Raw genomic sequence first — 21,124 nt, forward strand, 5'->3', positions numbered from 1 at the left:
TCTATTCCGATGTAATTATCCTGCCTACTGAATACAAAGCCTATTCCGTCATATTCACCTTCTAAGTAAAATTTGACTGCTGTTGCAAACGTTGACCAGGTACGCCTGTTATTTGCTTGGGCCATCTCGCCTGTTACTTGACACGGAACTTTGGTCTGCTTACCATTTCGTGTTTCAAACTTCCACAAGATCCATTGAGGAAGGGCCTTTAACTCAGCAGGAATTTCATTAAAATTGTATGGATTTTCTTTCATTTCGCCCTCCAATTTGCCTTTTAGGGTATAAAAAAGAGAAGTCGGTTAAAACCAACCTCTCTATTAAGTTTTATTTAGAATGGTAGATCGTCATCCCCAACACTAATTGGTGATCCACTTGGTTGAGGTGGAGTTACATTTGATGGTGCCACGAATTTGACTTTAGCAAACGTTTTATCATTCTTTGTTTCGTGTTTTACGTAAGCTAAAACTGTTTTACCTAAAATCTCACGTACAACAACAGTTAAATCTAATTCCTGTTTACCTGTGTAACCACAAGCTTTCAAGAATGAGTTACGTTTCTTTTCAGTGTCTTCTTTATAATCTTGATTACTGCTAGTTAGATATAGAGTGTTATATAGGATTTTTGCTCCTTGATGCTTTTGTTGAATATCTGAACGGATTTCTACATCGAACCCCATAGAATATTGACCTTGCCATTCTTTTGCTTCAGCAGCTATCATCGTAACTTCATATTTACCTTCCTCTACAAGACCGAATCCTTGTGATACATTTTCTTCATCAAATTTAAATTTAAAACTCATTATTTATTCCTCCAATTGGTTTATTGTTTAATTTAACTCTTCATTCTTCGTTGGTATCCCACAATCCTGACCAATCACATAACTTGTAAAGACCGATACCCATTAGAGCTAGCAAGTTAGAAAATAAAACATTAAAGAGAAGCTCGTTAGGTGTATTTATGAAGTGAACCGTGACTCCAAAACTAACCGCTAGCACTAACAAGTAGATCGTTTTCATGGTTATTCCTCCGCATTCATTAGTATTAATTCTTGTTGCACGCAGCCTTTACGTTGATCTAAATGATTCTTAGCAAACACGCTTTGATTACCTTCAAAAACAAATCCTCTTGTACCATCTGCCTTTTTAACTAATTGACCAACAACATGAACGATTCCCATAATGTGATTGACGATCTTATCCCGAATATCTGGAATGAATTGCGTATATTGTTGCCCATCATCATGAGTGATATTTCTTGTTGTCTCCCAAGCTGTGAAAATAACATTTGCATCTAATGAATTAAATGTTTCTACTAACTTTAAAAGATGGTTATCTAGCAAAGCGTAGTCCTTTAATTCCGGCATACCACTTTTTGTATTTTCACCTTTTTTAAGCAGCCATAACTTTTGGTAATGCGTTAAATTATCGATAAAGATGTTATCGTATTTACTGATGTTCGCTTTGGCCAGTGCGTAGAACTGTAGAATGCTATCATGTGGATTTTCGCCATCAATTTTAGCCATGTCTATATTTTCATATCCTTCTAATACTTGGCTTGTCCCATCGATATCAAGGACTAATGTTTTACCTGGTAATAATCCAGCAACCGTTGTTTTTCCGTTACCCGGCTTTGAATAGATAATGATTTTCGCTTTTTTACTTTTGGTAATAGCAGCACCATTTGTAATTTCCAATTAATCCACCTCTACTCTTCCTAATAAATAATCTGTTGATACACCTAAGGCTGTTGCAATATCGCTTAATACATAAATGGTAGGTTTAGAATCTCCTGTTTCATAATTAGAAACTGTGGATCTATCTTTATTAATCTTTTCTGCTAACTCTTGTTGTGTAAGATCCTTCTTTTCTCTTACTTCCCTAAGCTTTGCAGGAAACATAATATTTACCCCTCTGCCATTTTCTTTAGAACAAAGATTGAAGCTTCAAAGTCCTTAATTTTACTTTCAGTATCTTGAATATTTTGTTCAACGATTGGCTTTTTCTCTGCCATTCTTTCCAAATCACGTTGATAATCACCTAATCTTCGTTGTTCCACACTTAATGACTTTTCTAATTCTTCAATAGCAGCATTCATTTTACTCACCCGCTACTTTCTTTATGGAATGAGACTCTACATATTGTTTAATGCAATCTGTTTCATCGTGTATGTAATTACCACCAATATCACGGTACTCTTCACCAAAATAGATTTCCTTTCCACAACTTGTGCAATCACACATAACATCACTTATAACTGAATCCTGACGATTCCCGACTACCATTGAGTTTTCTACTGTTTGGTATCCCCGCAATTTTTTCTTCCATCCTTTCTGAAGTGTAGATAGAGTAGTAGACCACATTGTCACTTATAAATGCCACTTCATATGGATATTCTTCTGATTCGCGTTTTGTTATAACCGGCTTAATTTTGTATTCATCTAAAACTGATTCGAATGTTTCATTATTAAGTAAAACTTCATTACCACGAATACTAATAATGCCATCTTCATTTCCCGCTAACCTTATAGCTTGTACAGCTTTACTTATTTCTTTAATATTCATTAGCAGTTCACTCCTTTACATGAGTTGAATTCGTGCTATAATCATGTTGAAAATTTATTTTCTTAGATCACCTGTTGGCGCAGGTGGTTTTCTTTTTATACAGCTTTAAAACATTCAACATTTTGTTGCTCAACTAAGTATTCCGTTAGATTTTCTTTAAGTACGACATCCTGTCCAAACATAAAATACTTATCATCTTGCTTGATTTCACAACCGTAGAAATCTTCGATTGGATGATCAGGCTCCTTAATGGATTTACTTTTGTCAATGTCTTCCACAAATATTGCATCGATATTACTAGAAGCAATATGAACTGGCAACTTTCCAGTAGCACCTTCCCATTCAATTGTTGATAAAAAACCAAAACTATTTTTAAACGTTTTAAATTGTTCAGCTGTAAAACTAACCGTTGCACCTGATTTAAAAACCAATGTTACTTCCTTCAATTAGTTCACCTCCCTTCGATTTGAAACCTTACGGTTCATTTCCCTTAGCTGACACTTTGCTCTCATTTCGGTTACAAACATTTGTGTAGGGTTATTACGCACCTCAGCACATTGTTTGCGTACCTGAGATGCTTTCATTAATTTACTTGCGGATAATACTCCGTTCATGATTAGTCACCATCCTTTTCTCTTGTTCTGCTTTACGAGCAGCTAATACACGAGGAACCATCGTTTTCATTAAAAATCCAACCATTTTCAACTTGGTTTCTTCACTTGGCGGATTATCCAATACTGTTCGCTTCACTGATACCGCCCCTTAAAAACTTCACATTTCATGAAGTTAGTTGACAAAAAAATTTCTTCAATTCCTTTACCAAACTTTTGAGCGATTAAAAACATTTCATTCGCCTTAAATTGAGTAACCCCATGCTCTTTGTTGACATATGTTCTTTTATCAACTCCTATTAAATCAGCCATATCCTGTTGATTTAACCTATTATACATACGCAACTTTATTAGGTTGTCTTGCAATATTCCCACCTCCTTGTTAACGATTTTCATATTACATGAAGTTTTTACAAATTTCAACATTCACTTTCATGTTTTATGAAATTTATTTTTTATTTTCTTGTCCTATGAAATTTTCAGTTTAAAACTTCATGAAATATGATATAATATAGTTGGAAAGGAGGTGGAACTTCATGAAACAAGATGTTTCTAAATATGTTGGTCAACAAATTAAAAATTTTAGAAAACTAAAGAAAATGACACAAAAAGAATTAGGATTACGAATAGGAAAAAAACATAATACAATTTCATCTTATGAAAATGGGACAAACGAACCTGAACAAGATGTACTATTTGCAATAGCACAAGCATTGGATATATCGATCAATGATTTGTTCCCACCAACGAATGAAGTGTATAAGACGAATACTCCAAATATTTCTTTAGTACGTGAATCTTCATATACTTATGTTCCAACTTCAATTTCAGCTGGTTTACCACTAGAAATTGATGGAATGACAGAAATGGATTTGGAAACTATACATATTCCCGATGCATTAATGGGGAAATGGGCAGGTAGGGAAGATATCTTTATGACTCGTGTTAATGGTGACTCGATGAATAAAGTTATTCCACATACCTCTTTGATTGCCGTAAAAGCAGTCACTTTAGAAGAGCTTTACGATAATGATATAGTTGTTTTTAGTAACGGCTGCGATTATTCTGTAAAACGTTTCTTTAATGATAAGGAAAATAAACGATTAATATTCCGACCAGATTCATATGACAATCGTTTCTTTGATTACACAGTTCCTTATGAAGATGCTGCGAATATAAAGATACACGGTAAAGTAGTAATGTACATGGCCACATTAAACTAATACCTAAATCAATTAAATCTTTAGCGCTAAAAATTTAATGGACAGCCTTGCTAGCTGTCCTCTTTTTTTAAAGGAGAGAGAATAGTGACTGTTGGAATTTATATAAGAGTAAGTACCGAGGAACAAGTGAGAGATGGTTTCTCTATCTCAGCTCAACGTGAAAAATTAAAAGCATATTGTATTGCACAGGATTGGGATAATTTTAAATTCTATGTGGATGAAGGTTTATCAGCAAAAGATACTAATCGTCCACAATTAGAAATGTTACTTGATCATATAAAACAAGGTTTAATTACTACGGTTCTTGTCTATCGGTTAGATCGCTTAACTCGTTCAGTCATGGACCTATATAAGTTACTTGATACGTTTGATAAATATAATTGTGCTTTTAAATCAGCAACAGAGGTTTATGATACTTCTACAGCAATGGGTAGAATGTTCATTACCATCGTTGCCGCTTTAGCTCAATGGGAAAGAGAAAATTTAGGTGAGCGTGTTAAAATGGGACAAATCGAAAAAGCAAGACAAGGCGAATATTCAGCAAAGGCTCCTTTTGGATTTGATAAAAATAAGAATAGTAAACTTATAATAAATGAGACTGAAAGTAAAGTAGTTTTAGACATGGTACGAAAAATCGAAGAAGGTTACTCTATTAGACAACTTGCCATCCATTTAGACAGCTATGTTAGCCCCATAAGAGGTTACAAATGGCATATAGCTACCATATTAGACATTCTTTCTAATAACGCCGTATACGGGACTATAAAGTGGTCTGATGAAATAATTGAAGATACACATGAAGGAATCATTACTAAAGAACGGTTTATGAAATTACAAAAACTCCTTTCAAGTCGCCAAAACTTTAAAAAACGTCAATGTAATTCAATTTTTATTTATCAAATGAAATTAATATGTCCAAATTGCGGTAATCGTTTAGGTAGTGAGAGATCCCGATATTACAGAAAAAGAGACGATCAACATGTGGAGTGTAATCAATATCGTTGCCAATCATGTGCTTTAAATAGAGTAAATAAACCTTTTGCTTCCAGTGAAAAGAAAGTAGAGAAAGCTTTTTTAAAATACATTTCAGATTTGCATTTCGAACAAATTCCACAGTTTAAAGAAGATGATGATGAATCCGAAATAATAAAAAAACAAATTTCTAAAACAGAACGTCAAAGAGAAAAATTCCAAAAAGCATGGTCTAATGATTTAATGACTGATGAAGAATTTACGGATCGCATGAAAGAAACGAAGGAAATGCTGGAGAAATTGACCGAAAAACTACAATCTTTAACACCTAATCAAAATACAGAAATCGATTCTGATACCATAAAAGAAATTGTAGATAATATAAAAAACAATTGGTCATACTTACCTCCGGCAGATAAAAAACAATTTATGAGTATGTTTATAGAGAGTATCAAAATTGATAAAAAAAATGGCACAACAGAAGTATTAGATATAGATTTTTATTAGTATATATGTTAAGTTTACACATACAAAATGCTCCTGCTGCAGGAAACGCATTTCTTCCATCATATATCTCGCGCAATCTTCTGGGCTTCGAATGCTATATCTATTTTGATATTCTAAACGTACCATTCTTCTACCAAGTTCAAAAGCAGCTATAAGCTGGGCTGCCTTTGCAATCCCAACACCATGTATACTGACAAGCTCTTCTAACGTTGCATCTTTCAACATACGTAAACCGTCAAAGTGATGTAAAATTTTATCTGATAACTTTAAAACTGTTTCTTCTTTAGAACCTGTTCTAAGTAACACAGCAAGAAGCTCCCGATTCGATAAACTTCCAGCTCCTTCTAACAATAAACGCTCCCGTGGCTGTTCTTCTTTGACAACATCACGAATACCGTTCATTTCTCCACCCCTTTTATTTGTTCTCTCAAAGAAAATCCCATGCAATTTTACGCATGGGTTACATCAATATTAAATTGTTTTAATTCCCGAACAAGACGTGAAATTGGTAACCCGACTACACTATAGTAGTCCCCTTGAATATGTTGAACAAAAATAGATCCTTTACCTTGAATTCCATAACTCCCTGCTTTATCAAGAGGTTCTTTTGATGCAACATATACGTCAATTTCCTCTTCTGTTAATTCCCAAAACGTAACTTCTGTACGCTCGTAAAAAGTGACTGTTTTGTCTTTCGCTATAATTGCAACACCAGTATACACTTCATGTGTTTTCCCTGATAATAATCGCAACATTTCTTTCGCCTCAGCCTCATTAGAAGGCTTTCCAAGAATACGCGATTCATATGTAACAATTGTGTCTGCACCTAACACAATGTAATCACTATTCGTTTCTGCTACCGCAGATGCTTTTTGCAGGGCGAGGGACATAACGATATCAGAAGGTGATGAGTACGCACCAATCGTCTCTTCTACTTCACTTACAATGATTTCAAATGGTACATCCGCTAACTCAAGCAGTTCCTTCCTGCGAGGTGACCCTGATGCTAAAATAATTTTTCTCATATTTTCTCCTTCCTTTCTCACATGAAGCAGAATCATTTACATCAATCGTATCAAAGGAATAGTTTGTCCACAAATGACAGAAATATTATTTTCTCTAAATAAAATAATACTTTTTACTAAAATACGATTATATTCCTGCCATAGAGAAAGCACTTTGCTCTAAATTCAAAAGAAAAGAAAGAAGTACCTATACTTCTTCCTTCGTCATTTCATTATCCTATCATTTCACCTTTTGGGAAACAATTTTTTCATATGAAAGTATACCATCAATAATAACTTGATTTAATTTCGCCAAAGATTCCTTATCACCTTTTCCATCCTTCACTGTTTGCACAGCTATTGACGTATACATATACAATTTCTTTGCTTCTTCCTGCTTCATACTTTTTCCTTCTTTTTCAATTGCTTTCCACTCTTTTTCAATCGCACCTATATCTTTTGCATTACTTTTTCCACTAGCTTGTACGCTGGAAGCATATTTTGCTAAATGAGTATATAATGGCTGTACTTTTGTTAAAAATGCCCCAACTTCTTTATCATCTTTAAGTAACGCTTTATCTGTTATATCCCAGTTCTTTTTCAATACGGAGACATTATCATTTTTATACTGCGTCATTAATTGATTTATGCCTTGTTCATCGCTAGCAATACCAACAACTAATGCATACTTATCACCGCTCGGTTTTAAAGCTGCAACGCCTCCATTACCTTTCCACTCTTCAAGAGCGGCCTGTCCCTTTTCTTCGGAAGAATAAATCCCTCCTTGCACAAAAAATAACTTCATTGGATCTAATGACGTTCCTGTCTGTGCTTTTTGTTTTTCCTCTTTTGGTGCCGGTGTTTGTTCTGCCGTTCCGCCCACCTTTGATTCTTCATTTCGCATCTGCTTCGAAGCTGTTACTTCGCTTCCCCCTGTCGCACCTTGTCCTTTAAGTAACTGTAGCATTCCCATCCCAAAAGCCGTACCAATAACAATCGCAGTGGCAACGATTGCAATTAACGTATTGCTCCACTTCTTTCGTTTTTTTTCCTTAGACACCAATTTCGCTTTTTGAAACGGAACAACGTTTTTCGGTCTTTCACTTTCTACTACCATCCATTCAAATTCATCTTTCTTCTTCTCCTCATACTTCGCTTCTGTTCCATTCACTTTCACTGAGATCGTTCGTGATTGCTTGTCCATACACTCACACCTCACCTCTTATCATTGTCCGCATCATATCATATTCATTTCACAAAAAAACGAGATATTTGTCAGAGGAATTCGCCAAATAACCCTATATATTTATCTTATATGTATGCATTTGACTTCATTTGTAGAACAAAAAAACTAGATAGCAAAGACTATCTAGTTTTTCTCGCGAATATATTTTCGAACTTCCGAAATGAAATAAAGAGAACCTGTTATGATAAAAACATCATTTTCTCCAATCATTTCAACCTTCGTATCAATTGCCTCTTTCCAATTTTCAAAAACTAGTTTTGACTCTTTCTTTGAATACGATGCAAGCTTGTCAGCAGAAATAGCACGATCAAAGGCGAATGTTGTAAAAATAATGTCATCGGCAATGGTTTCTAATTGATCTACCATATTATGCAATTGTTTATCACCTAGGGCAGTAAATAAAACTATTACATTTTTATTTTTGTAATGTGATTCTACTGTTTTCACAAGACTTTCGATACCTTCTGGGTTATGGGCACCATCTATAATAATATCTGGATTGCTTTGCAGTTTTTCAAATCGACCAATCCAATACGCTTCCTGTAATCCAGTTCTTATTTCTACTTCCTCAATTAAAAATGATAAGTATGTTTTGACATACATGACTGCCATAAGTGCAAGTGCTGCGTTTCCTACTTGGTGAACACCTTTCATTGAGATTCGCACATCTTCAAAAGTGGCGAAAGGACAAGTGAAATCGAACCGTTCTCCATCTTCGCCAGACTGTTTATGTAACGCTGTAAAATGCTTGCCCATCTCGTATAAGTTTGCATGATTTTCCTTTGCAACTTTTTGAATGACTTGCAATGCTTCCTCATCTTGTACACCAGTAATAACCGGAACACCAGACTTAATAATCCCCGCCTTTTCATATGCAATTTCTCCTAGTGTATTCCCTAAAATATGCATATGATCGTGGCCGATATTTGTAATAATCGTGAGAACAGGATGAATAACATTCGTAGAATCAAAGCGCCCTCCAAGCCCTGTTTCAAATAAAACAACATCACAGAAATTAACTTTACCGAAATAACAAATTGCCATAACAGTAATAATTTCAAACTCAGTCGCTTCCCCTAAATCCGTCCCATCTAGTTTTTCAACGACTGGCTTTACCATCTTTACAAGTTCAGTAATCTCTTCATCTGCAATTGGTGTCCCGTTCACACTAATACGTTCGTTAAATGTTTCAATATATGGAGAGGTAAATGTTCCTACCTTATATTTTGCATCTTCTAACATGTAGCGCATATATGTTAACGTTGAACCTTTTCCATTTGTACCAGCAAGATGAACACATTTTATGTGACGCTCTGGATTTCCGAGCTCTTCTAGCATCCATTTCATTCTTTCTAATCCCGGTTTAATACCAAACTTCAATCGGCTATGAATCCACCCTATCGCTTCTTCGTATGTATGTATCACGTATGCTTCCCCTTTCAAAAGACAACCTTCATACTCCTATTATACGCAAAGAAAAGAGACTCACCAATATAGTGAGCCTCTAAAAAATATTTTACTTTTCAAGATCTGCTAGACGTTGGCGAACTGCTTCACGTTTTTCTAGGTAGTCTTGCTCTTTCGCACGCTCTCCGTCAATAACTGCTGCAGGAGCTTTCGCTACGAAACCTTGGTTTGAAAGTTTCTTCTGTACACGTTCTACTTCTTTGTCGAACTTCTCAAATTCTTTCTCAAGACGTGCTCTCTCTTCATCAAGATTGATAAGATCAGCTAACGGTAAGAATAACTCTGCACCTGATACGATTGCAGTCATTGCTTTTTCTGGTGCTTGTAAATCCGTTTGAATTATTAATTCGCTTGGGTTACAGAAACGCTCAATGTAAGAGCTGTTTTTCGTAAGTTGAGCAAGTACAGCCTCATCTTTTGCTTTAATTTGCATTTGAACTTTTTTGCTCATTGGCGTATTAACTTCTGCACGGATGTTACGAACAGAGCGAATGATATCAACTAGAAGGTGCATTTCTGCCGCAGCTTCTGTATCTTGTAAATCTTCACGAACTGTTGGCCATGCTGCTACTGTAATAGATTCGCCTTCATGCGATAAATGTTGCCAAATCTTCTCTGTTACGAATGGCATGAATGGGTGTAATAGACGCATTGTTTGGTCTAATACGTAAGCTAAAATAGAACGAGTTGTTTTCTTAGCTGCTTCATCTTCACCGTAAAGTGGAAGTTTCGCCATTTCAATGTACCAGTCACAGAAATCGTCCCAAATGAAGTTGTATAATGAACGACCAGCTTCACCGAACTCATATTTATCCATGTTACGCGTTACGCTTTCGATTGTTTCGTTTAAGCGAGTTAAAATCCACTTATCCGCAACTGATTTTTCACCAGTTAAATCGATTTCTTCATACTTCATATCATCCATGTTCATTAATACGAAACGTGATGCGTTCCAAATTTTATTAATGAAGTTCCAAGTAGACTCTACTTTTTCCATACTGAAACGTAGATCTTGACCTGGTGCGCTTCCTGTTGATAAGAAATAGCGCATTGCATCTGCACCGTACTTCTCGATAACATCCATTGGATCAATACCGTTACCAAGAGATTTACTCATTTTACGTCCTTGCTCATCACGAACTAAACCGTGAATTAATACATCTTTAAATGGACGCTCGCCTGTAAACTCTAAACCTTGGAAAATCATACGAGATACCCAGAAGAAGATGATGTCATAACCCGTTACTAATGCATCTGTTGAATAGTAACGTTTAAAGTCTGCTGCATCTTCATTAGGCCAACCAAGTGTTGAGAATGGCCATAACGCTGAACTGAACCATGTATCAAGTACATCGTTATCTTGATTCCAGTTTTCAATATCTGCTGGTGCATCTGTACCTACGTATACTTCACCAGTTTCTTTATGATACCAAGCTGGAATACGGTGTCCCCACCATAATTGACGAGAAATACACCAGTCGTGAATGTTTTCCATCCAGCGTAAGTATGTGTTTTCAAAACGTTCTGGTACGAACGTTACTTTCTCTTCTTCTTTTTGTTGAAGCTCTACTGCCTTTTCAGCAAGTGGAGCCATTTTTACGAACCATTGTGTTGATAAGTAAGGCTCAACAACTGCACCACTACGCTCACTATGACCTACTGAATGCATATGAGGCTCGATTTCTACTAATACGCCCGCTTCTTGTAAGTCCTTCACTAACGCTTTACGGCATTCGAAACGATCCATACCGTTATACTTACCAGCTTTTTCGTTCATTGATCCATCTTCGTTCATTACTAAGATACGTGGTAAGTCATGACGGTTACCTACTTCAAAGTCATTCGGGTCATGAGCTGGTGTAATTTTTACAACGCCTGTTCCGAAATCTTTTTCTACGTACTCATCAGCAATAATCGGAATCTCACGGCCTACGATTGGAAGTGTAACTGTCTTCCCGATTAAATGTTTGTAACGATCGTCTTCTGGATGAACTGCTACTGCTGTATCACCAAGCATCGTTTCTGGACGAGTAGTCGCAAGACGAATATGACCAGAACCATCTGTTAACGGATAGTTCATATGGTAGAATGCACCTTGAACTTCTTTATGAATTACTTCAATATCCGAAAGAGCTGTGCGTGTTGCTGGGTCCCAGTTGATAATATATTCACCGCGGTAAATTAAGCCTTTTTCGTATAATTGAACGAATACTTTATTAACCGCATCAGATAAACCTTCGTCTAATGTGAAACGTTCACGAGAATAGTCTAATCCTAAACCAACTTTCCCCCATTGTTGACGAATGTGAGACGCGTATTCCTCTTTCCATTCCCAAGCTTTTTCAAGGAATTTCTCACGGCCAAGATCGTAACGTGAAATACCTTCTTCACGAAGTTTCCCTTCTACTTTCGCTTGTGTTGCGATACCCGCATGGTCCATTCCTGGAAGCCATAATACATCGTAACCTTGCATACGCTTCGTACGAGTTAAAATATCTTGAAGAGTTGTATCCCAAGCATGACCTAAGTGTAACTTACCAGTTACGTTCGGAGGTGGAATTACAATTGTGTATGGTTGTTTCTTCTCATCTCCTGTTGCTTCGAAATATTTGCCTTCAAGCCACCATTGATAAAGGCCTTCTTCAACGGACATATGATCATATTTAGTTGGTAAATTCTTTTCCGTGTTTGACATTATTTTCCCTCCTTAAAATAAAAAATGCCCCTCATCCAAAAAGGACGAGGGACATCGCGGTACCACCTTTATTTACAAACAAATTCAGGAATTTGCTTATACTCTTAATTTGATAACGGACAAATCCGTCTTTTCCTAATGAGAACTATTCCGTTCAGAAAAGATGCTCCAGGGCTACCTTCTAACATAACTATCTAGAGAATCTCCCAGCTAATGATTCTCCTCTCTGAAGACGTTTCTTGTTATACTCTTCCCCTTCAAGGCATTTATATGATTGTTAATTATTATATACAATAGTGTAAAAAACGAAACCCTATTCGTCAAGATAAATTTAATACTACGGCTTTTGGGGCAAAAAAAGAAGATAAGTAGCATCCTCTACTTATCTTCTTTCTCCCGCTATTTGCGGGCAGTAAGACCCCATCACTTTATCCGCTCCCTTGCTGAGCAGCTTGTAATTGCGAAAGGAAATATTCTATATTGCTAACGAGCCAATGCGATTGTTGTAAGCTCTTTACTCCGAGCAGTTCATTTTCCTCATTGCGACTCTCTCTTCTTTTCTTATAAGACTGGATTTGCCGAATAAATTGCGATGGATACGTCATATATGCAAACATGAGTAGTTGCTCTTCTTTCGTAAAAGGGAAATTTTTTTGGTACATTTGATACCATTCAAACCGATCACTTCGCGCAATTGGATACGTATTTAAAGACCGAGAATAAAACCCTACTATATCTTGCACCGGTGTGGCAAACTTAGATTTTTCTAAACTAATAAAATAGCCATTCCGTTCATAATCAAATAAGAAATGATTAAGCGATACGTTACCATGTACAAAAGTAATACGTGTTTTTTCTTTTTCTTTCATCGCATCGTTCCACTCAGTTAATTGCTTCATTGCAAACTCACGCGCCCTCATTACATGATGATAGTACGTACAATATTGCAATTCAAACGGAGACATATACCACTTCGCTTCAGATTCTACGAGAAACTCTTCTAACATCTCACCATCATTCTCCCAGCGATCGGATATATTTGTATAATGTTTTTCTAAATCTTCTTCTGTATACGTTTCTTCTTTCACCGTTTTTTGATGTAACGTCCCGAGAGTTTGAAACATTTTATGGTATTGATCATTTTCCTCGCCGTTGCCTTCCGCACGTTCTAACCAAGGCATTAAATAATAATTATACGTCCCGTCACTTAAAATATAATTTCCATCCGTCGCATGGTATATAGGTACATAATTTGAAAAACCGTTCTCCTTCAAATATTGAATATGGTGCAAAAAGTTATTCCTCTCTAACTTCCCGTCTTCTATTTTCTTGAGCGCATACGGACCTTGATTCGTGTAAATTTTCGTTACACTTCCGTGCTCTTCCATATGCTGTGTATCCAATCTATATTGCCTTACAATGGGTTCATAGCGATTTCGTAATTCAATATCCATACGAATAACCCTTTCTATTCAAAACATTGCCTTTAGGAAAATAAGTGAGTGAAAACACTCACTTATTTCGCTTTTGCCCTTGAAACAGGAATATAAATAATTTGTCCCGCAGTTAAATATATATCTTCTGTTTGATTGACACGATATAAGTTTTGTACAGACGTTTCATAACGGTCTGCAACAGATTCGATTGTATCCCCTTCTTGCACGAAATACATTCTTAACTTTGTAAATTCTTCTTCCGGTTCTTTCGTAAATATTTTCGTTAAATAAAGTGCATTTTCATCTCGCTGTGAATACGTTTCTTCTTCTTGCTCTTCTTGTTTTTTCGCTTTTTCTTTCTTGAAATCTTTTCTTCCGAACAATTCAAATTGTGGCGTTGATTCTTTCTCCTCTTCACGCTCCACAAATTCATGTTCTTCTATTTCCTCTTCCTCTACTTCCTGCTCTTTTCTTTCCTCTAGTTGAAACGGTTCAAATGCGTAATCTTCCCACTCATCTGATTCCTTATAGACTGGTTCTTCTACGTGCATGGCGGGTCTATTTTCATCTTCTTGTGCGGAATCAGCCTCTAACTCAGCATACGCTGTTTCTTCCTCTTCATCCTCGATTCTTTCTTCATCACATAAACCAGTAATAGATATATCCGCTAATAATTGTAAGCAACCATTTTCCTTTAATTCATAATCAAATTCCTCAATAGATACATATAGTTCTTCAATTACTTTCACACGGTTTCTCGGAATTGATATTTCAAGCGGAAAGGAATGAACAAGTTCATTAACCCCATCTTCCCTTGTTTCTACATAATCAATCGACTTCGCTGGCGATAAATCTCTTAATGAATAAGCCGAATCATCTTGCCGCGCAACATACTCTCCCGTTAAATCTAATTGCCCTCTCACGATAACTTCATGATCAAGCTCTTCTATCTCAACGTCTGGATCTAACGAAATTGACAAAAGTTCTTCGACTTCCTGTCCTTTTTGGAACCAAACAGATTCTTTTAATGAAAAACGTAATGAATGATCTGTTGCCACTTCTTTTCCCCCTCCCAAACTATATGTCATTACAGATTTATGTATGGAAAGCTGACTTTATGAATAAAAAAAATCGCTCCCCTTATGGAGAGCGATTTTCTTTCAACAATTAAGCTTTTAATTTTGACATTGCAATTTCAGCTGCTGCAATCGTCGCTTCAATATCTGCATCACTATGTGCTGTCGATAAGAATAGACCTTCGAATTGAGATGGTGGCAAGAATACACCTTGTTCTACCATTTCACGATAGTAAGCCGCAAAGAATTCTAAGTTTGAAGATTTTGCTGCATCGTAATTAATAACTTGTTCATCTGTAAAGAAGATACCAATCATAGAACCCGCACGGTTAATATGATGCGGAATGCCATGTTTTTCAGCCGCTTTACGTAAGCCAGCTTCTAACATTTCAGCTTTACGCTCAAATTCTACATATGATTCTGGCGTTAACTGTACTAACGTTTCATAACCTGCTGCCATTGCAAGTGGGTTACCTGATAAAGTACCTGCTTGGTAAATCGGTCCGCTCGGTGCAACTTGGCGCATAATTTCTGCTTTACCACCGTATGCTCCTACTGGTAAGCCACCACCGATTACTTTACCTAAACAAGTTAAATCAGGTGTTACACCGTAATAACCTTGTCCGCAATTATAAGCAACTCGGAATCCGGTCATGACTTCATCAAAAATAAGCAATGCACCATTTTGCTCTGTTACTTCACGAAGACCTTCTAAAAATCCTGGTTGCGGAGGAACAACACCCATATTCCCTGCTACTGGTTCTACAATTATACAAGCAATATCATCACCAAATTGTTCGAAAGCGTATTTCACACTTTCTAAATCGTTATACGCTACGGTAATCGTATTTTTCGCTACACCTTCTGGTACACCTGGGCTATCTGGTAAACCTAGCGTCGCCACACCAGAACCCGCTTTAATTAATAACGAATCACCATGACCGTGGTAACAACCGATGAATTTCAAAATTTTATTACGTCCTGTATAACCACGAGCTAAACGTAGCGCACTCATTGTCGCTTCTGTTCCAGAGTTAACCATACGTACAATCTCAATTGATGGTACGCGCTCAATAACAAGTTTCGCTAATTTATTCTCAATTTCCGTTGGGGCACCGAAGCTTGTTCCTCTTTCAGCAACAGATTTTAAAGCTTCAACAACACGATCATTCGCATGACCATGAATTAAAGGACCCCATGATAATACGTAATCGATGTATTCATTTCCATCGATATCATATACTTTAGAGCCTTTTCCGCGCTCCATAAACAACGGATTCATACCAACAGACTTAAAAGCACGAACGGGGCTATTTACGCCACCAGGCATTAAATCTTGCGCCTCTTCAAACGCCGCAATCGACTTATCAAACTTTTTCATTATTTAGCGCCTCCTTCTTGTAACCATCTTGCTGCATCTTTTGCATGATACGTAATAATTAAATCTGCTCCTGCACGTTTCATGCTAATTAATTTTTCAAGTACAACTTCTTTTTCATTAATCCAACCATTTTGCGCTGCTGCTTTAATCATCGAATATTCACCACTTACGTTATAAGCAACGACTGGTAAATTAAAGTTATTTTTCACATCACGAACGATATCTAAGTAAGAAAGAGCTGGCTTTACAATTAAGAAATCTGCCCCTTCCATTACATCTGATTCTGCTTCACGGAATGCTTCCATACGGTTCGCTGGATCCATTTGATATGTTTTACGATCACCAAATTGCGGGGCACCGTGCGCCGCATCACGGAATGGTCCGTAAAATGCTGATGAATATTTCACAGCGTACGACATTACTGGTACGTGTCCAAAACCATTTTCATCTAATGCATGGCGAATTGCTGTTACGAATCCGTCCATCATGTTTGATGGCGCAATAATGTCCGCTCCTGCTTTCGCTTGGCTTACAGCTGTTTTCGCAAGAACTGCAAGAGACTCGTCATTTAAAATAATACCATCTTCAATTACACCGCAATGACCATGGCTTGTGAATTGACATAAACATGTATCTGCAACTACTACTAGCTCAGGGAATTCACCTTTAATTTGCTTAATTGCACGTTGCACAATTCCATGATCACAATATGCTGATGATCCAACTTCATCTTTTTCAGCAGGTAAACCAAATACAATAACAGAACGAATACCTAAATCAACAACCTCTTGCATTTCAGCTTGCAATAAATCTAAAGATATTTGATATACGCCTGGCATAGAAGGCACTTCATTACGAACATTTTCTCCTTCTAATACAAAAATAGGGTAAATAAAATCTTCCGTATGTAAAAACGTTTCACGCACAAGCGCACGCATATTACCGCTTTGTCTTAAGCGACGATGACGATTAAATTGTAAAGAGTTCATAGATTTCTATCCCCATTCTTTTATTTTATAGATTCACAAATGCATTGTAGTAATGCTTCTACAGTGTACTCTTTCGGCATAATAACATGTGGAAAATAAAGGATCGCCTCTTTTTCCGTAATAGGCCCTATACAAGCAATTGTACAGTTTTTTGTCCATTCTCTCCAGTTTGTACCCTCAAGTAAACGAACAAAACTAGTAACAGTTGAAGGGCTTGTAAATGTAATAATGTCTACTTTCCCTACTTCTAACGCTACTATAAGCTCTTGCCTTTTCCCTACATTCTCTTTCGTACCATATACGATTAGCTCATCTAGAGAAACACCAATTTCGCGAAGTGCAACTGGAATTACATCTCTTGCTAAATTCCCTTTCGGAAATAAAATGCACTCGTTTCCACTTAGTCTTTTTACAAACTCTTCTGCAAATACTTCTGCAACAAATGCAGTTGGAACGAAGTCCACTTGATAGCCCCGCTTTTCTAACTCTAACCTTGTTTTCACGCCTACTGCAGCAATTTTAGTCTTTGCGGGTAGCTTCTTTCTCAAACTATCTAGAAAAAAAGCTACTCCATTTTTACTCGTAAAAATAACCCAGTCATACGAATGCAGGTGCCCTGCTATATGTTGAATTTGCCTATGAGACATACCTTCCATACGCAAAAGCGGAATTTCCAATGGAATTCCGCTCTTTTCTTTCACCGCTACACTCATTTGTTTCGCTTGATGCTGGGCACGTGTAATTAATACCGTTTTGCCAGCGAGAGCGTTCATATTTATTGTTGCCCCTTATTTGCAGCAAGAATGAGTTCTTTGGCGCCTTGTTTAATTAAACGGTCCGCAGCCTCTAATCCTACTTCCTCTGGATTAGTTCCTACTACTGTCTCTTTCAATAAAATAGAACCGTCCATAGAACCGACAAGAGCTGTTAATTCGATTGCATCATTTTCTGTAAGAGTTGCATATCCAGCGATCGGAACTTGGCAGCCACCTTCAAGTTTATGAAGAAATACTCGTTCTGCCGCCACTGTTCTTTCTGTTACTGCATCATTCATATGCGCTAACAACTGTAGTAAATCCTTATCATCCTCACGGCATTCAATCGCTAATGCACCTTGTCCTACAGCAGGTACACATAACGTCTCATCTAAATGTTCTGTAATAACTTCATTATCCCAGCCCATTCTTTGTAATCCAGCTGTTGCTAAAATGATTGCATCGTAATCTTCTTCTTGTAATTTACGTAAACGTGTATCGATATTTCCTCGAATCCACTTCACTTGTAAATCTGGTCTCGCAGCTAATAATTGTGCACTGCGTCTTAAACTACTCGTACCTAAAATAGCGCCTTCTGCTAACTCTTTAAACGCTGCTCCGCTTTTTGAGATAAAAGCATCACGAGGGTCAACACGCTTCGGTGTACAACCAATCATTAATCCTTCTGGAAGTACGGCCGGCATATCTTTCATACTATGTACAGCCATATCAATTTCTTTCGTAAGTAACGCATGTTCAATCTCTTTAACAAACAAGCCTTTTCCGCCTACTTTTGAAAGAGTAACATCTAAAATAACATCACCTTTTGTGACGATTTCTTTCACTTCAAATTCATATGGTAAACCTAGTGCTTTTAACTGATCAATAAACCAGTTTGTTTGCGTTAATGCTAATTTACTCTTTCGTGACCCTACAATAATTTTGCGCATAATTCTCTCTCCTCATTATAAATACCAAAAGTGGAAATTGGATAAACTGCTTAATAGAAAAATATTGATTAGCATTACGAGAAATGCTCCGATGTTCCACTGCACGATTTTCTTCCCTTGCAACACATCTGCCACTCGTAAATACAGGCCAGCACAATATACAAATAGAACGACAAAAGACCCGATTACTTTCGTATCATACCAATGGAAATTGTCCAATTTCGTATATCCCCATATGCATCCTAATAAAATAGCTAATAAGAAAAATGGAACAGAAAATAAATTTAATCCGTAAGACATCGATTCTAGCTTCGGTAAATTCCCTAACCTTCTTAATCTCGCATTCCATTTTTTCTTTTTTAATAGGCGATATTGCAATAAATACATAATAGAAAAAATGAACGATACAGTGAAAGTTGCATAAGAAATAATAGCCATACCGACATGTACATATACAAGTTCTGAAACTAATTGCTCTGCCAGTACCGGCGACATCTTTCCGAGCGGTGTAAAAATAGAAAAAGCGCTTACGCCAAATGCGACAACATTTGTAAAAAAGACTAGAAAGTCAATTCTCATAAATCGATTAATGACTAACGACATCGTAATCAATAGCCAAACATAAAAATAAATCCCTGATAATAAAGTTAATATAGGGTTCGTTTCTGAATCTGTAGCCCTAAGTAACATAAAGATAGACTGCAGAACCCATACAATCGAAAGTAACCAAAAAGCAAATCGGTTCGCCTTTCGGTTACTTTGGAAATAATCTATAAAATATAAACTAATGCTACAAGCATATAAAATAATTGCAATATGATAAATAATACTGTTATTTAAAAAACTCATCCGATCATCCTTCCAAATTATAAAGATGGAACGGATGGTGTCCACGCTCTTTTATGTTCTACTTCTTCCGCACAACTCTCTACATCTTCCATTTCTAAGTCGAAAATCTTTGCAAATAACGCTAATTTTTCGTCTGCTCCCTCTTCAGCAGCAATTTCTTTCGCTACTAAAATTGGGTCTTTTAATAATTGATTAATAATACTTTTCGTATGCTTACTAATTACTTTTCTCTCACGATCACTAAGATTCGGTATTTTTCGTTCCAAGCTTTCCATCGTTTCACTTTGGATAGCAAGTGCCTTATCACGAAGAGCTGCTATTAACGGAACAACACCAAGTGTACTTAACCACGTTTTAAATAAAACAATTTCCTCTTCAATCATAAATTGAATTTTCTCTGCTTCTTTCAAACGCTCAGCACGATTTGCTTCCACTACTCCTTGCAAATCATCAATGTCATATAAGAAAGAACCTTCTAGTTCATCAATCGCTGGATCAATATCACGTGGCACTGCAATATCCACCATAAATAACGGACGACCAGAGCGCATTTTCTCTACCTTTGTCATCATCTCTTTCGTAATGACATATTCAGATGCACCAGTTGAACTAATTAAAATATCTGCTTCTAATAATGCACATTGCAATTCACTTAAAGGCTTTGCATGTCCCATATATTTCTCAGCCATTACTTCCGCTTTCGTAAACGTCCTATTCATGACGGTTACTTTTCGAGCACCGCTTCCATATAAGTTTTGCAGTGCCAGCTCACCCATCTTACCAGCACCAAGAATAAGCACATGACAATCTGTTAACTCACCAAATATTTTCTTTCCGAGCTCAACAGCAGCATAGCTAACAGACATCGCACTTTCACCAATCGTCGTTTCTGAGTGCGCACGTTTCGCTAACGTAACCACCTGCTTAAACAACTCATTAAAAATTGTGCCTGTCGCTTTTACTTGTTGCGCTTCTAAAAAGCTATCTTTTATTTGGCCTAAAATCTGTGTTTCTCCAACTACCATAGAATCTAAACCGCACGTCACGCGGAATAAATGATCTATTGCACCGTCTTGTTCAAAAATGGTTAAATATGGTGCGACTTCTTCTATTTCAAGCTGAAACCAATCAGCTAAAAACTTCTTAATATAATACCGTCCCGTGTGTAATTGATCGACAACAGCGTAAATCTCAGTGCGATTACAAGTTGATACAATGACATTCTCTAACACGCTCTTTTGATTTTGTAATGTAGTCATTGCTTGCTCTAGCTCTGCTGCCTGAAATGTGAGTTTCTCACGAAATTCTACAGGGGCTGTTCGATAATTTACACTAACAACAAGAATATGCACGCAGCATGTCCCCCTTCACCCGTTTTATCACTTTATCTACTATCATAATA

The 21,124-nt window shown here is 36.8% G+C and carries 25 protein-coding genes, 1 pseudogene and 1 other annotated feature; of the genes and pseudogenes, 2 read left to right on the forward strand and 24 right to left on the reverse strand.

Annotation, left to right across the window (positions count from 1 at the left end):
* From JDS99_RS08615 to JDS99_RS08665, 11 genes and pseudogenes are all read right to left on the reverse strand, one after another.
* Positions 1–254, reverse strand: a pseudogene (locus JDS99_RS08615) (phage/plasmid primase, P4 family); the annotation flags it as partial.
* Positions 255–328: 74 nt separating this feature from the next.
* A complete protein-coding gene (locus JDS99_RS08620) occupies positions 329–799 on the reverse strand; it encodes a DUF669 domain-containing protein (protein ID WP_199694932.1) in 471 nt (156 codons plus the stop codon).
* Between the two features lie 40 nt (positions 800–839).
* The gene (locus tag JDS99_RS08625) at positions 840–1,016 is read right to left on the reverse strand and encodes a hypothetical protein (RefSeq protein ID WP_199694933.1); all 177 of its coding nucleotides are present in this window, start codon (positions 1,014–1,016) and stop codon (positions 840–842) included.
* A gap of 2 nt (positions 1,017–1,018) precedes the next feature.
* Positions 1,019–1,693, reverse strand: coding sequence for an AAA family ATPase (locus tag JDS99_RS08630; RefSeq protein ID WP_199694934.1), 675 nt, complete (start codon positions 1,691–1,693; stop codon positions 1,019–1,021).
* On the reverse strand, positions 1,694–1,897 hold the full coding sequence (locus JDS99_RS08635) for a helix-turn-helix domain-containing protein (protein ID WP_199694935.1): 204 nt from the start codon (positions 1,895–1,897) through the stop codon (positions 1,694–1,696).
* Between the two features lie 5 nt (positions 1,898–1,902).
* A complete protein-coding gene (locus tag JDS99_RS08640; RefSeq protein ID WP_199694936.1) occupies positions 1,903–2,094 on the reverse strand; it encodes a hypothetical protein in 192 nt (63 codons plus the stop codon).
* A 1-nt stretch (position 2,095) separates the two neighbouring features.
* Complete coding sequence (locus JDS99_RS08645) at positions 2,096–2,281, reverse strand: hypothetical protein (RefSeq protein ID WP_199694974.1); 186 nt, start codon at positions 2,279–2,281, stop codon at positions 2,096–2,098.
* Positions 2,244–2,561 (reverse strand): hypothetical protein, encoded by a 318-nt coding sequence (locus JDS99_RS08650; protein ID WP_199694937.1) that lies wholly within the window; start codon positions 2,559–2,561, stop codon positions 2,244–2,246. The genes JDS99_RS08645 and JDS99_RS08650 overlap by 38 nt, the downstream gene beginning before the upstream one ends.
* Positions 2,562–2,656: 95 nt before the next feature.
* A complete protein-coding gene (locus tag JDS99_RS08655) occupies positions 2,657–3,007 on the reverse strand; it encodes a YqaI family protein (RefSeq protein ID WP_199694938.1) in 351 nt (116 codons plus the stop codon).
* A 142-nt stretch (positions 3,008–3,149) separates the two neighbouring features.
* A complete protein-coding gene (locus JDS99_RS08660; protein ID WP_199694939.1) occupies positions 3,150–3,311 on the reverse strand; it encodes a hypothetical protein in 162 nt (53 codons plus the stop codon).
* Positions 3,308–3,511, reverse strand: coding sequence for a helix-turn-helix transcriptional regulator (locus JDS99_RS08665; protein WP_472926332.1), 204 nt, complete (start codon positions 3,509–3,511; stop codon positions 3,308–3,310). The genes JDS99_RS08660 and JDS99_RS08665 overlap by 4 nt, the downstream gene beginning before the upstream one ends.
* Positions 3,512–3,708: 197 nt before the next feature.
* On the opposite strand from JDS99_RS08665, the gene JDS99_RS08670 reads away from it, so the two are divergent.
* Together JDS99_RS08670 and JDS99_RS08675 are read left to right on the forward strand one after the other, a co-directional pair.
* The gene (locus tag JDS99_RS08670; RefSeq protein ID WP_199694941.1) at positions 3,709–4,395 is read left to right on the forward strand and encodes a helix-turn-helix domain-containing protein; all 687 of its coding nucleotides are present in this window, start codon (positions 3,709–3,711) and stop codon (positions 4,393–4,395) included.
* A gap of 84 nt (positions 4,396–4,479) precedes the next feature.
* Positions 4,480–5,874 (forward strand): recombinase family protein, encoded by a 1,395-nt coding sequence (locus JDS99_RS08675; RefSeq protein WP_199694942.1) that lies wholly within the window; start codon positions 4,480–4,482, stop codon positions 5,872–5,874.
* On the opposite strand, the gene JDS99_RS08680 is transcribed toward JDS99_RS08675, so the two are convergent.
* The 13 genes from JDS99_RS08680 to hemA form a co-directional block, all read right to left on the reverse strand.
* A complete protein-coding gene (locus JDS99_RS08680; RefSeq protein WP_199694943.1) occupies positions 5,854–6,276 on the reverse strand; it encodes a UPF0758 domain-containing protein in 423 nt (140 codons plus the stop codon). The two genes, JDS99_RS08675 and JDS99_RS08680, sit on opposite strands and share 21 nt — an antisense overlap.
* 47 nt (positions 6,277–6,323) lie before the next feature.
* Positions 6,324–6,899 (reverse strand): Maf family protein, encoded by a 576-nt coding sequence (locus JDS99_RS08685; protein ID WP_075312532.1) that lies wholly within the window; start codon positions 6,897–6,899, stop codon positions 6,324–6,326.
* A gap of 220 nt (positions 6,900–7,119) precedes the next feature.
* Entirely contained in the window at positions 7,120–8,082 is a 963-nt protein-coding gene (locus tag JDS99_RS08690) for a stage II sporulation protein B (protein WP_088123459.1), read from the reverse strand.
* Between the two features lie 165 nt (positions 8,083–8,247).
* Positions 8,248–9,549, reverse strand: coding sequence for a glutamate ligase domain-containing protein (locus JDS99_RS08695; protein WP_199694944.1), 1,302 nt, complete (start codon positions 9,547–9,549; stop codon positions 8,248–8,250).
* A 91-nt stretch (positions 9,550–9,640) separates the two neighbouring features.
* Entirely contained in the window at positions 9,641–12,286 is a 2,646-nt protein-coding gene (locus JDS99_RS08700; protein ID WP_199694945.1) for a valine--tRNA ligase, read from the reverse strand.
* A 37-nt stretch (positions 12,287–12,323) separates the two neighbouring features.
* Positions 12,324–12,556: a binding site (T-box leader), on the reverse strand.
* Between the two features lie 158 nt (positions 12,557–12,714).
* Positions 12,715–13,740, reverse strand: coding sequence for a spore coat protein YsxE (ysxE, locus tag JDS99_RS08705; RefSeq protein WP_199694946.1), 1,026 nt, complete (start codon positions 13,738–13,740; stop codon positions 12,715–12,717).
* Positions 13,741–13,802: 62 nt separating this feature from the next.
* A complete protein-coding gene (gene spoVID / locus JDS99_RS08710) occupies positions 13,803–14,780 on the reverse strand; it encodes a stage VI sporulation protein D (protein WP_048541357.1) in 978 nt (325 codons plus the stop codon).
* Positions 14,781–14,889: 109 nt separating this feature from the next.
* Positions 14,890–16,179, reverse strand: coding sequence for a glutamate-1-semialdehyde 2,1-aminomutase (hemL, locus tag JDS99_RS08715; RefSeq protein ID WP_048541355.1), 1,290 nt, complete (start codon positions 16,177–16,179; stop codon positions 14,890–14,892).
* Positions 16,179–17,168 carry a porphobilinogen synthase gene (hemB, locus tag JDS99_RS08720; protein WP_088064512.1) on the reverse strand — a complete coding sequence of 330 codons (990 nt, stop codon included), beginning with the start codon at positions 17,166–17,168 and terminating at the stop codon, positions 16,179–16,181. Before hemB ends, hemL begins: the two co-directional genes overlap by 1 nt.
* Before the next feature lie 20 nt (positions 17,169–17,188).
* On the reverse strand, positions 17,189–17,941 hold the full coding sequence (hemD, locus tag JDS99_RS08725; protein ID WP_088064513.1) for a uroporphyrinogen-III synthase: 753 nt from the start codon (positions 17,939–17,941) through the stop codon (positions 17,189–17,191).
* A gap of 2 nt (positions 17,942–17,943) precedes the next feature.
* Positions 17,944–18,873 carry a hydroxymethylbilane synthase gene (gene hemC, locus JDS99_RS08730; RefSeq protein WP_088064514.1) on the reverse strand — a complete coding sequence of 310 codons (930 nt, stop codon included), beginning with the start codon at positions 18,871–18,873 and terminating at the stop codon, positions 17,944–17,946.
* 15 nt (positions 18,874–18,888) lie between these two features.
* Entirely contained in the window at positions 18,889–19,722 is an 834-nt protein-coding gene (locus JDS99_RS08735; protein WP_000008998.1) for a cytochrome c biogenesis protein, read from the reverse strand.
* Between the two features lie 17 nt (positions 19,723–19,739).
* The gene (gene hemA / locus JDS99_RS08740) at positions 19,740–21,074 is read right to left on the reverse strand and encodes a glutamyl-tRNA reductase (protein WP_000547847.1); all 1,335 of its coding nucleotides are present in this window, start codon (positions 21,072–21,074) and stop codon (positions 19,740–19,742) included.
* Between the last annotated feature and the right edge of the window lie 50 nt (positions 21,075–21,124).

Source organism: Bacillus cereus group sp. N6 (genome assembly GCF_016483705.1).
Lineage (GTDB): Bacteria > Bacillota > Bacilli > Bacillales > Bacillaceae_G > Bacillus_A > Bacillus_A wiedmannii.

Excerpts from the sequence above, each read along its gene's own strand:
- JDS99_RS08670 (WP_199694941.1), top strand. The coding sequence starts at position 3,709 with ATGAAACAAGATGTTTCTAAATATGTTGGTCAACAAATTAAAAATTTT.
- JDS99_RS08735 (WP_000008998.1), bottom strand. The coding sequence starts at position 19,722 with ATGAGTTTTTTAAATAACAGTATTATTTATCATATTGCAATTATTTTA.
- hemD (WP_088064513.1), bottom strand. The coding sequence starts at position 17,941 with ATGAACGCTCTCGCTGGCAAAACGGTATTAATTACACGTGCCCAGCAT.
- hemC (WP_088064514.1), bottom strand. The coding sequence starts at position 18,873 with ATGCGCAAAATTATTGTAGGGTCACGAAAGAGTAAATTAGCATTAACG.
- hemB (WP_088064512.1), bottom strand. The coding sequence starts at position 17,168 with ATGAACTCTTTACAATTTAATCGTCATCGTCGCTTAAGACAAAGCGGT.
- JDS99_RS08645 (WP_199694974.1), bottom strand. The coding sequence starts at position 2,281 with ATGGTAGTCGGGAATCGTCAGGATTCAGTTATAAGTGATGTTATGTGT.
- ysxE (WP_199694946.1), bottom strand. The coding sequence starts at position 13,740 with ATGGATATTGAATTACGAAATCGCTATGAACCCATTGTAAGGCAATAT.
- JDS99_RS08620 (WP_199694932.1), bottom strand. The coding sequence starts at position 799 with ATGAGTTTTAAATTTAAATTTGATGAAGAAAATGTATCACAAGGATTC.
- JDS99_RS08685 (WP_075312532.1), bottom strand. The coding sequence starts at position 6,899 with ATGAGAAAAATTATTTTAGCATCAGGGTCACCTCGCAGGAAGGAACTG.
- JDS99_RS08640 (WP_199694936.1), bottom strand. The coding sequence starts at position 2,094 with ATGAATGCTGCTATTGAAGAATTAGAAAAGTCATTAAGTGTGGAACAA.
- JDS99_RS08680 (WP_199694943.1), bottom strand. The coding sequence starts at position 6,276 with ATGAACGGTATTCGTGATGTTGTCAAAGAAGAACAGCCACGGGAGCGT.
- JDS99_RS08690 (WP_088123459.1), bottom strand. The coding sequence starts at position 8,082 with ATGGACAAGCAATCACGAACGATCTCAGTGAAAGTGAATGGAACAGAA.
- JDS99_RS08700 (WP_199694945.1), bottom strand. The coding sequence starts at position 12,286 with ATGTCAAACACGGAAAAGAATTTACCAACTAAATATGATCATATGTCC.
- JDS99_RS08665 (WP_472926332.1), bottom strand. The coding sequence starts at position 3,511 with ATGTATAATAGGTTAAATCAACAGGATATGGCTGATTTAATAGGAGTT.
- JDS99_RS08625 (WP_199694933.1), bottom strand. The coding sequence starts at position 1,016 with ATGAAAACGATCTACTTGTTAGTGCTAGCGGTTAGTTTTGGAGTCACG.
- hemL (WP_048541355.1), bottom strand. The coding sequence starts at position 16,179 with ATGAAAAAGTTTGATAAGTCGATTGCGGCGTTTGAAGAGGCGCAAGAT.
- JDS99_RS08635 (WP_199694935.1), bottom strand. The coding sequence starts at position 1,897 with ATGTTTCCTGCAAAGCTTAGGGAAGTAAGAGAAAAGAAGGATCTTACA.
- JDS99_RS08650 (WP_199694937.1), bottom strand. The coding sequence starts at position 2,561 with ATGAATATTAAAGAAATAAGTAAAGCTGTACAAGCTATAAGGTTAGCG.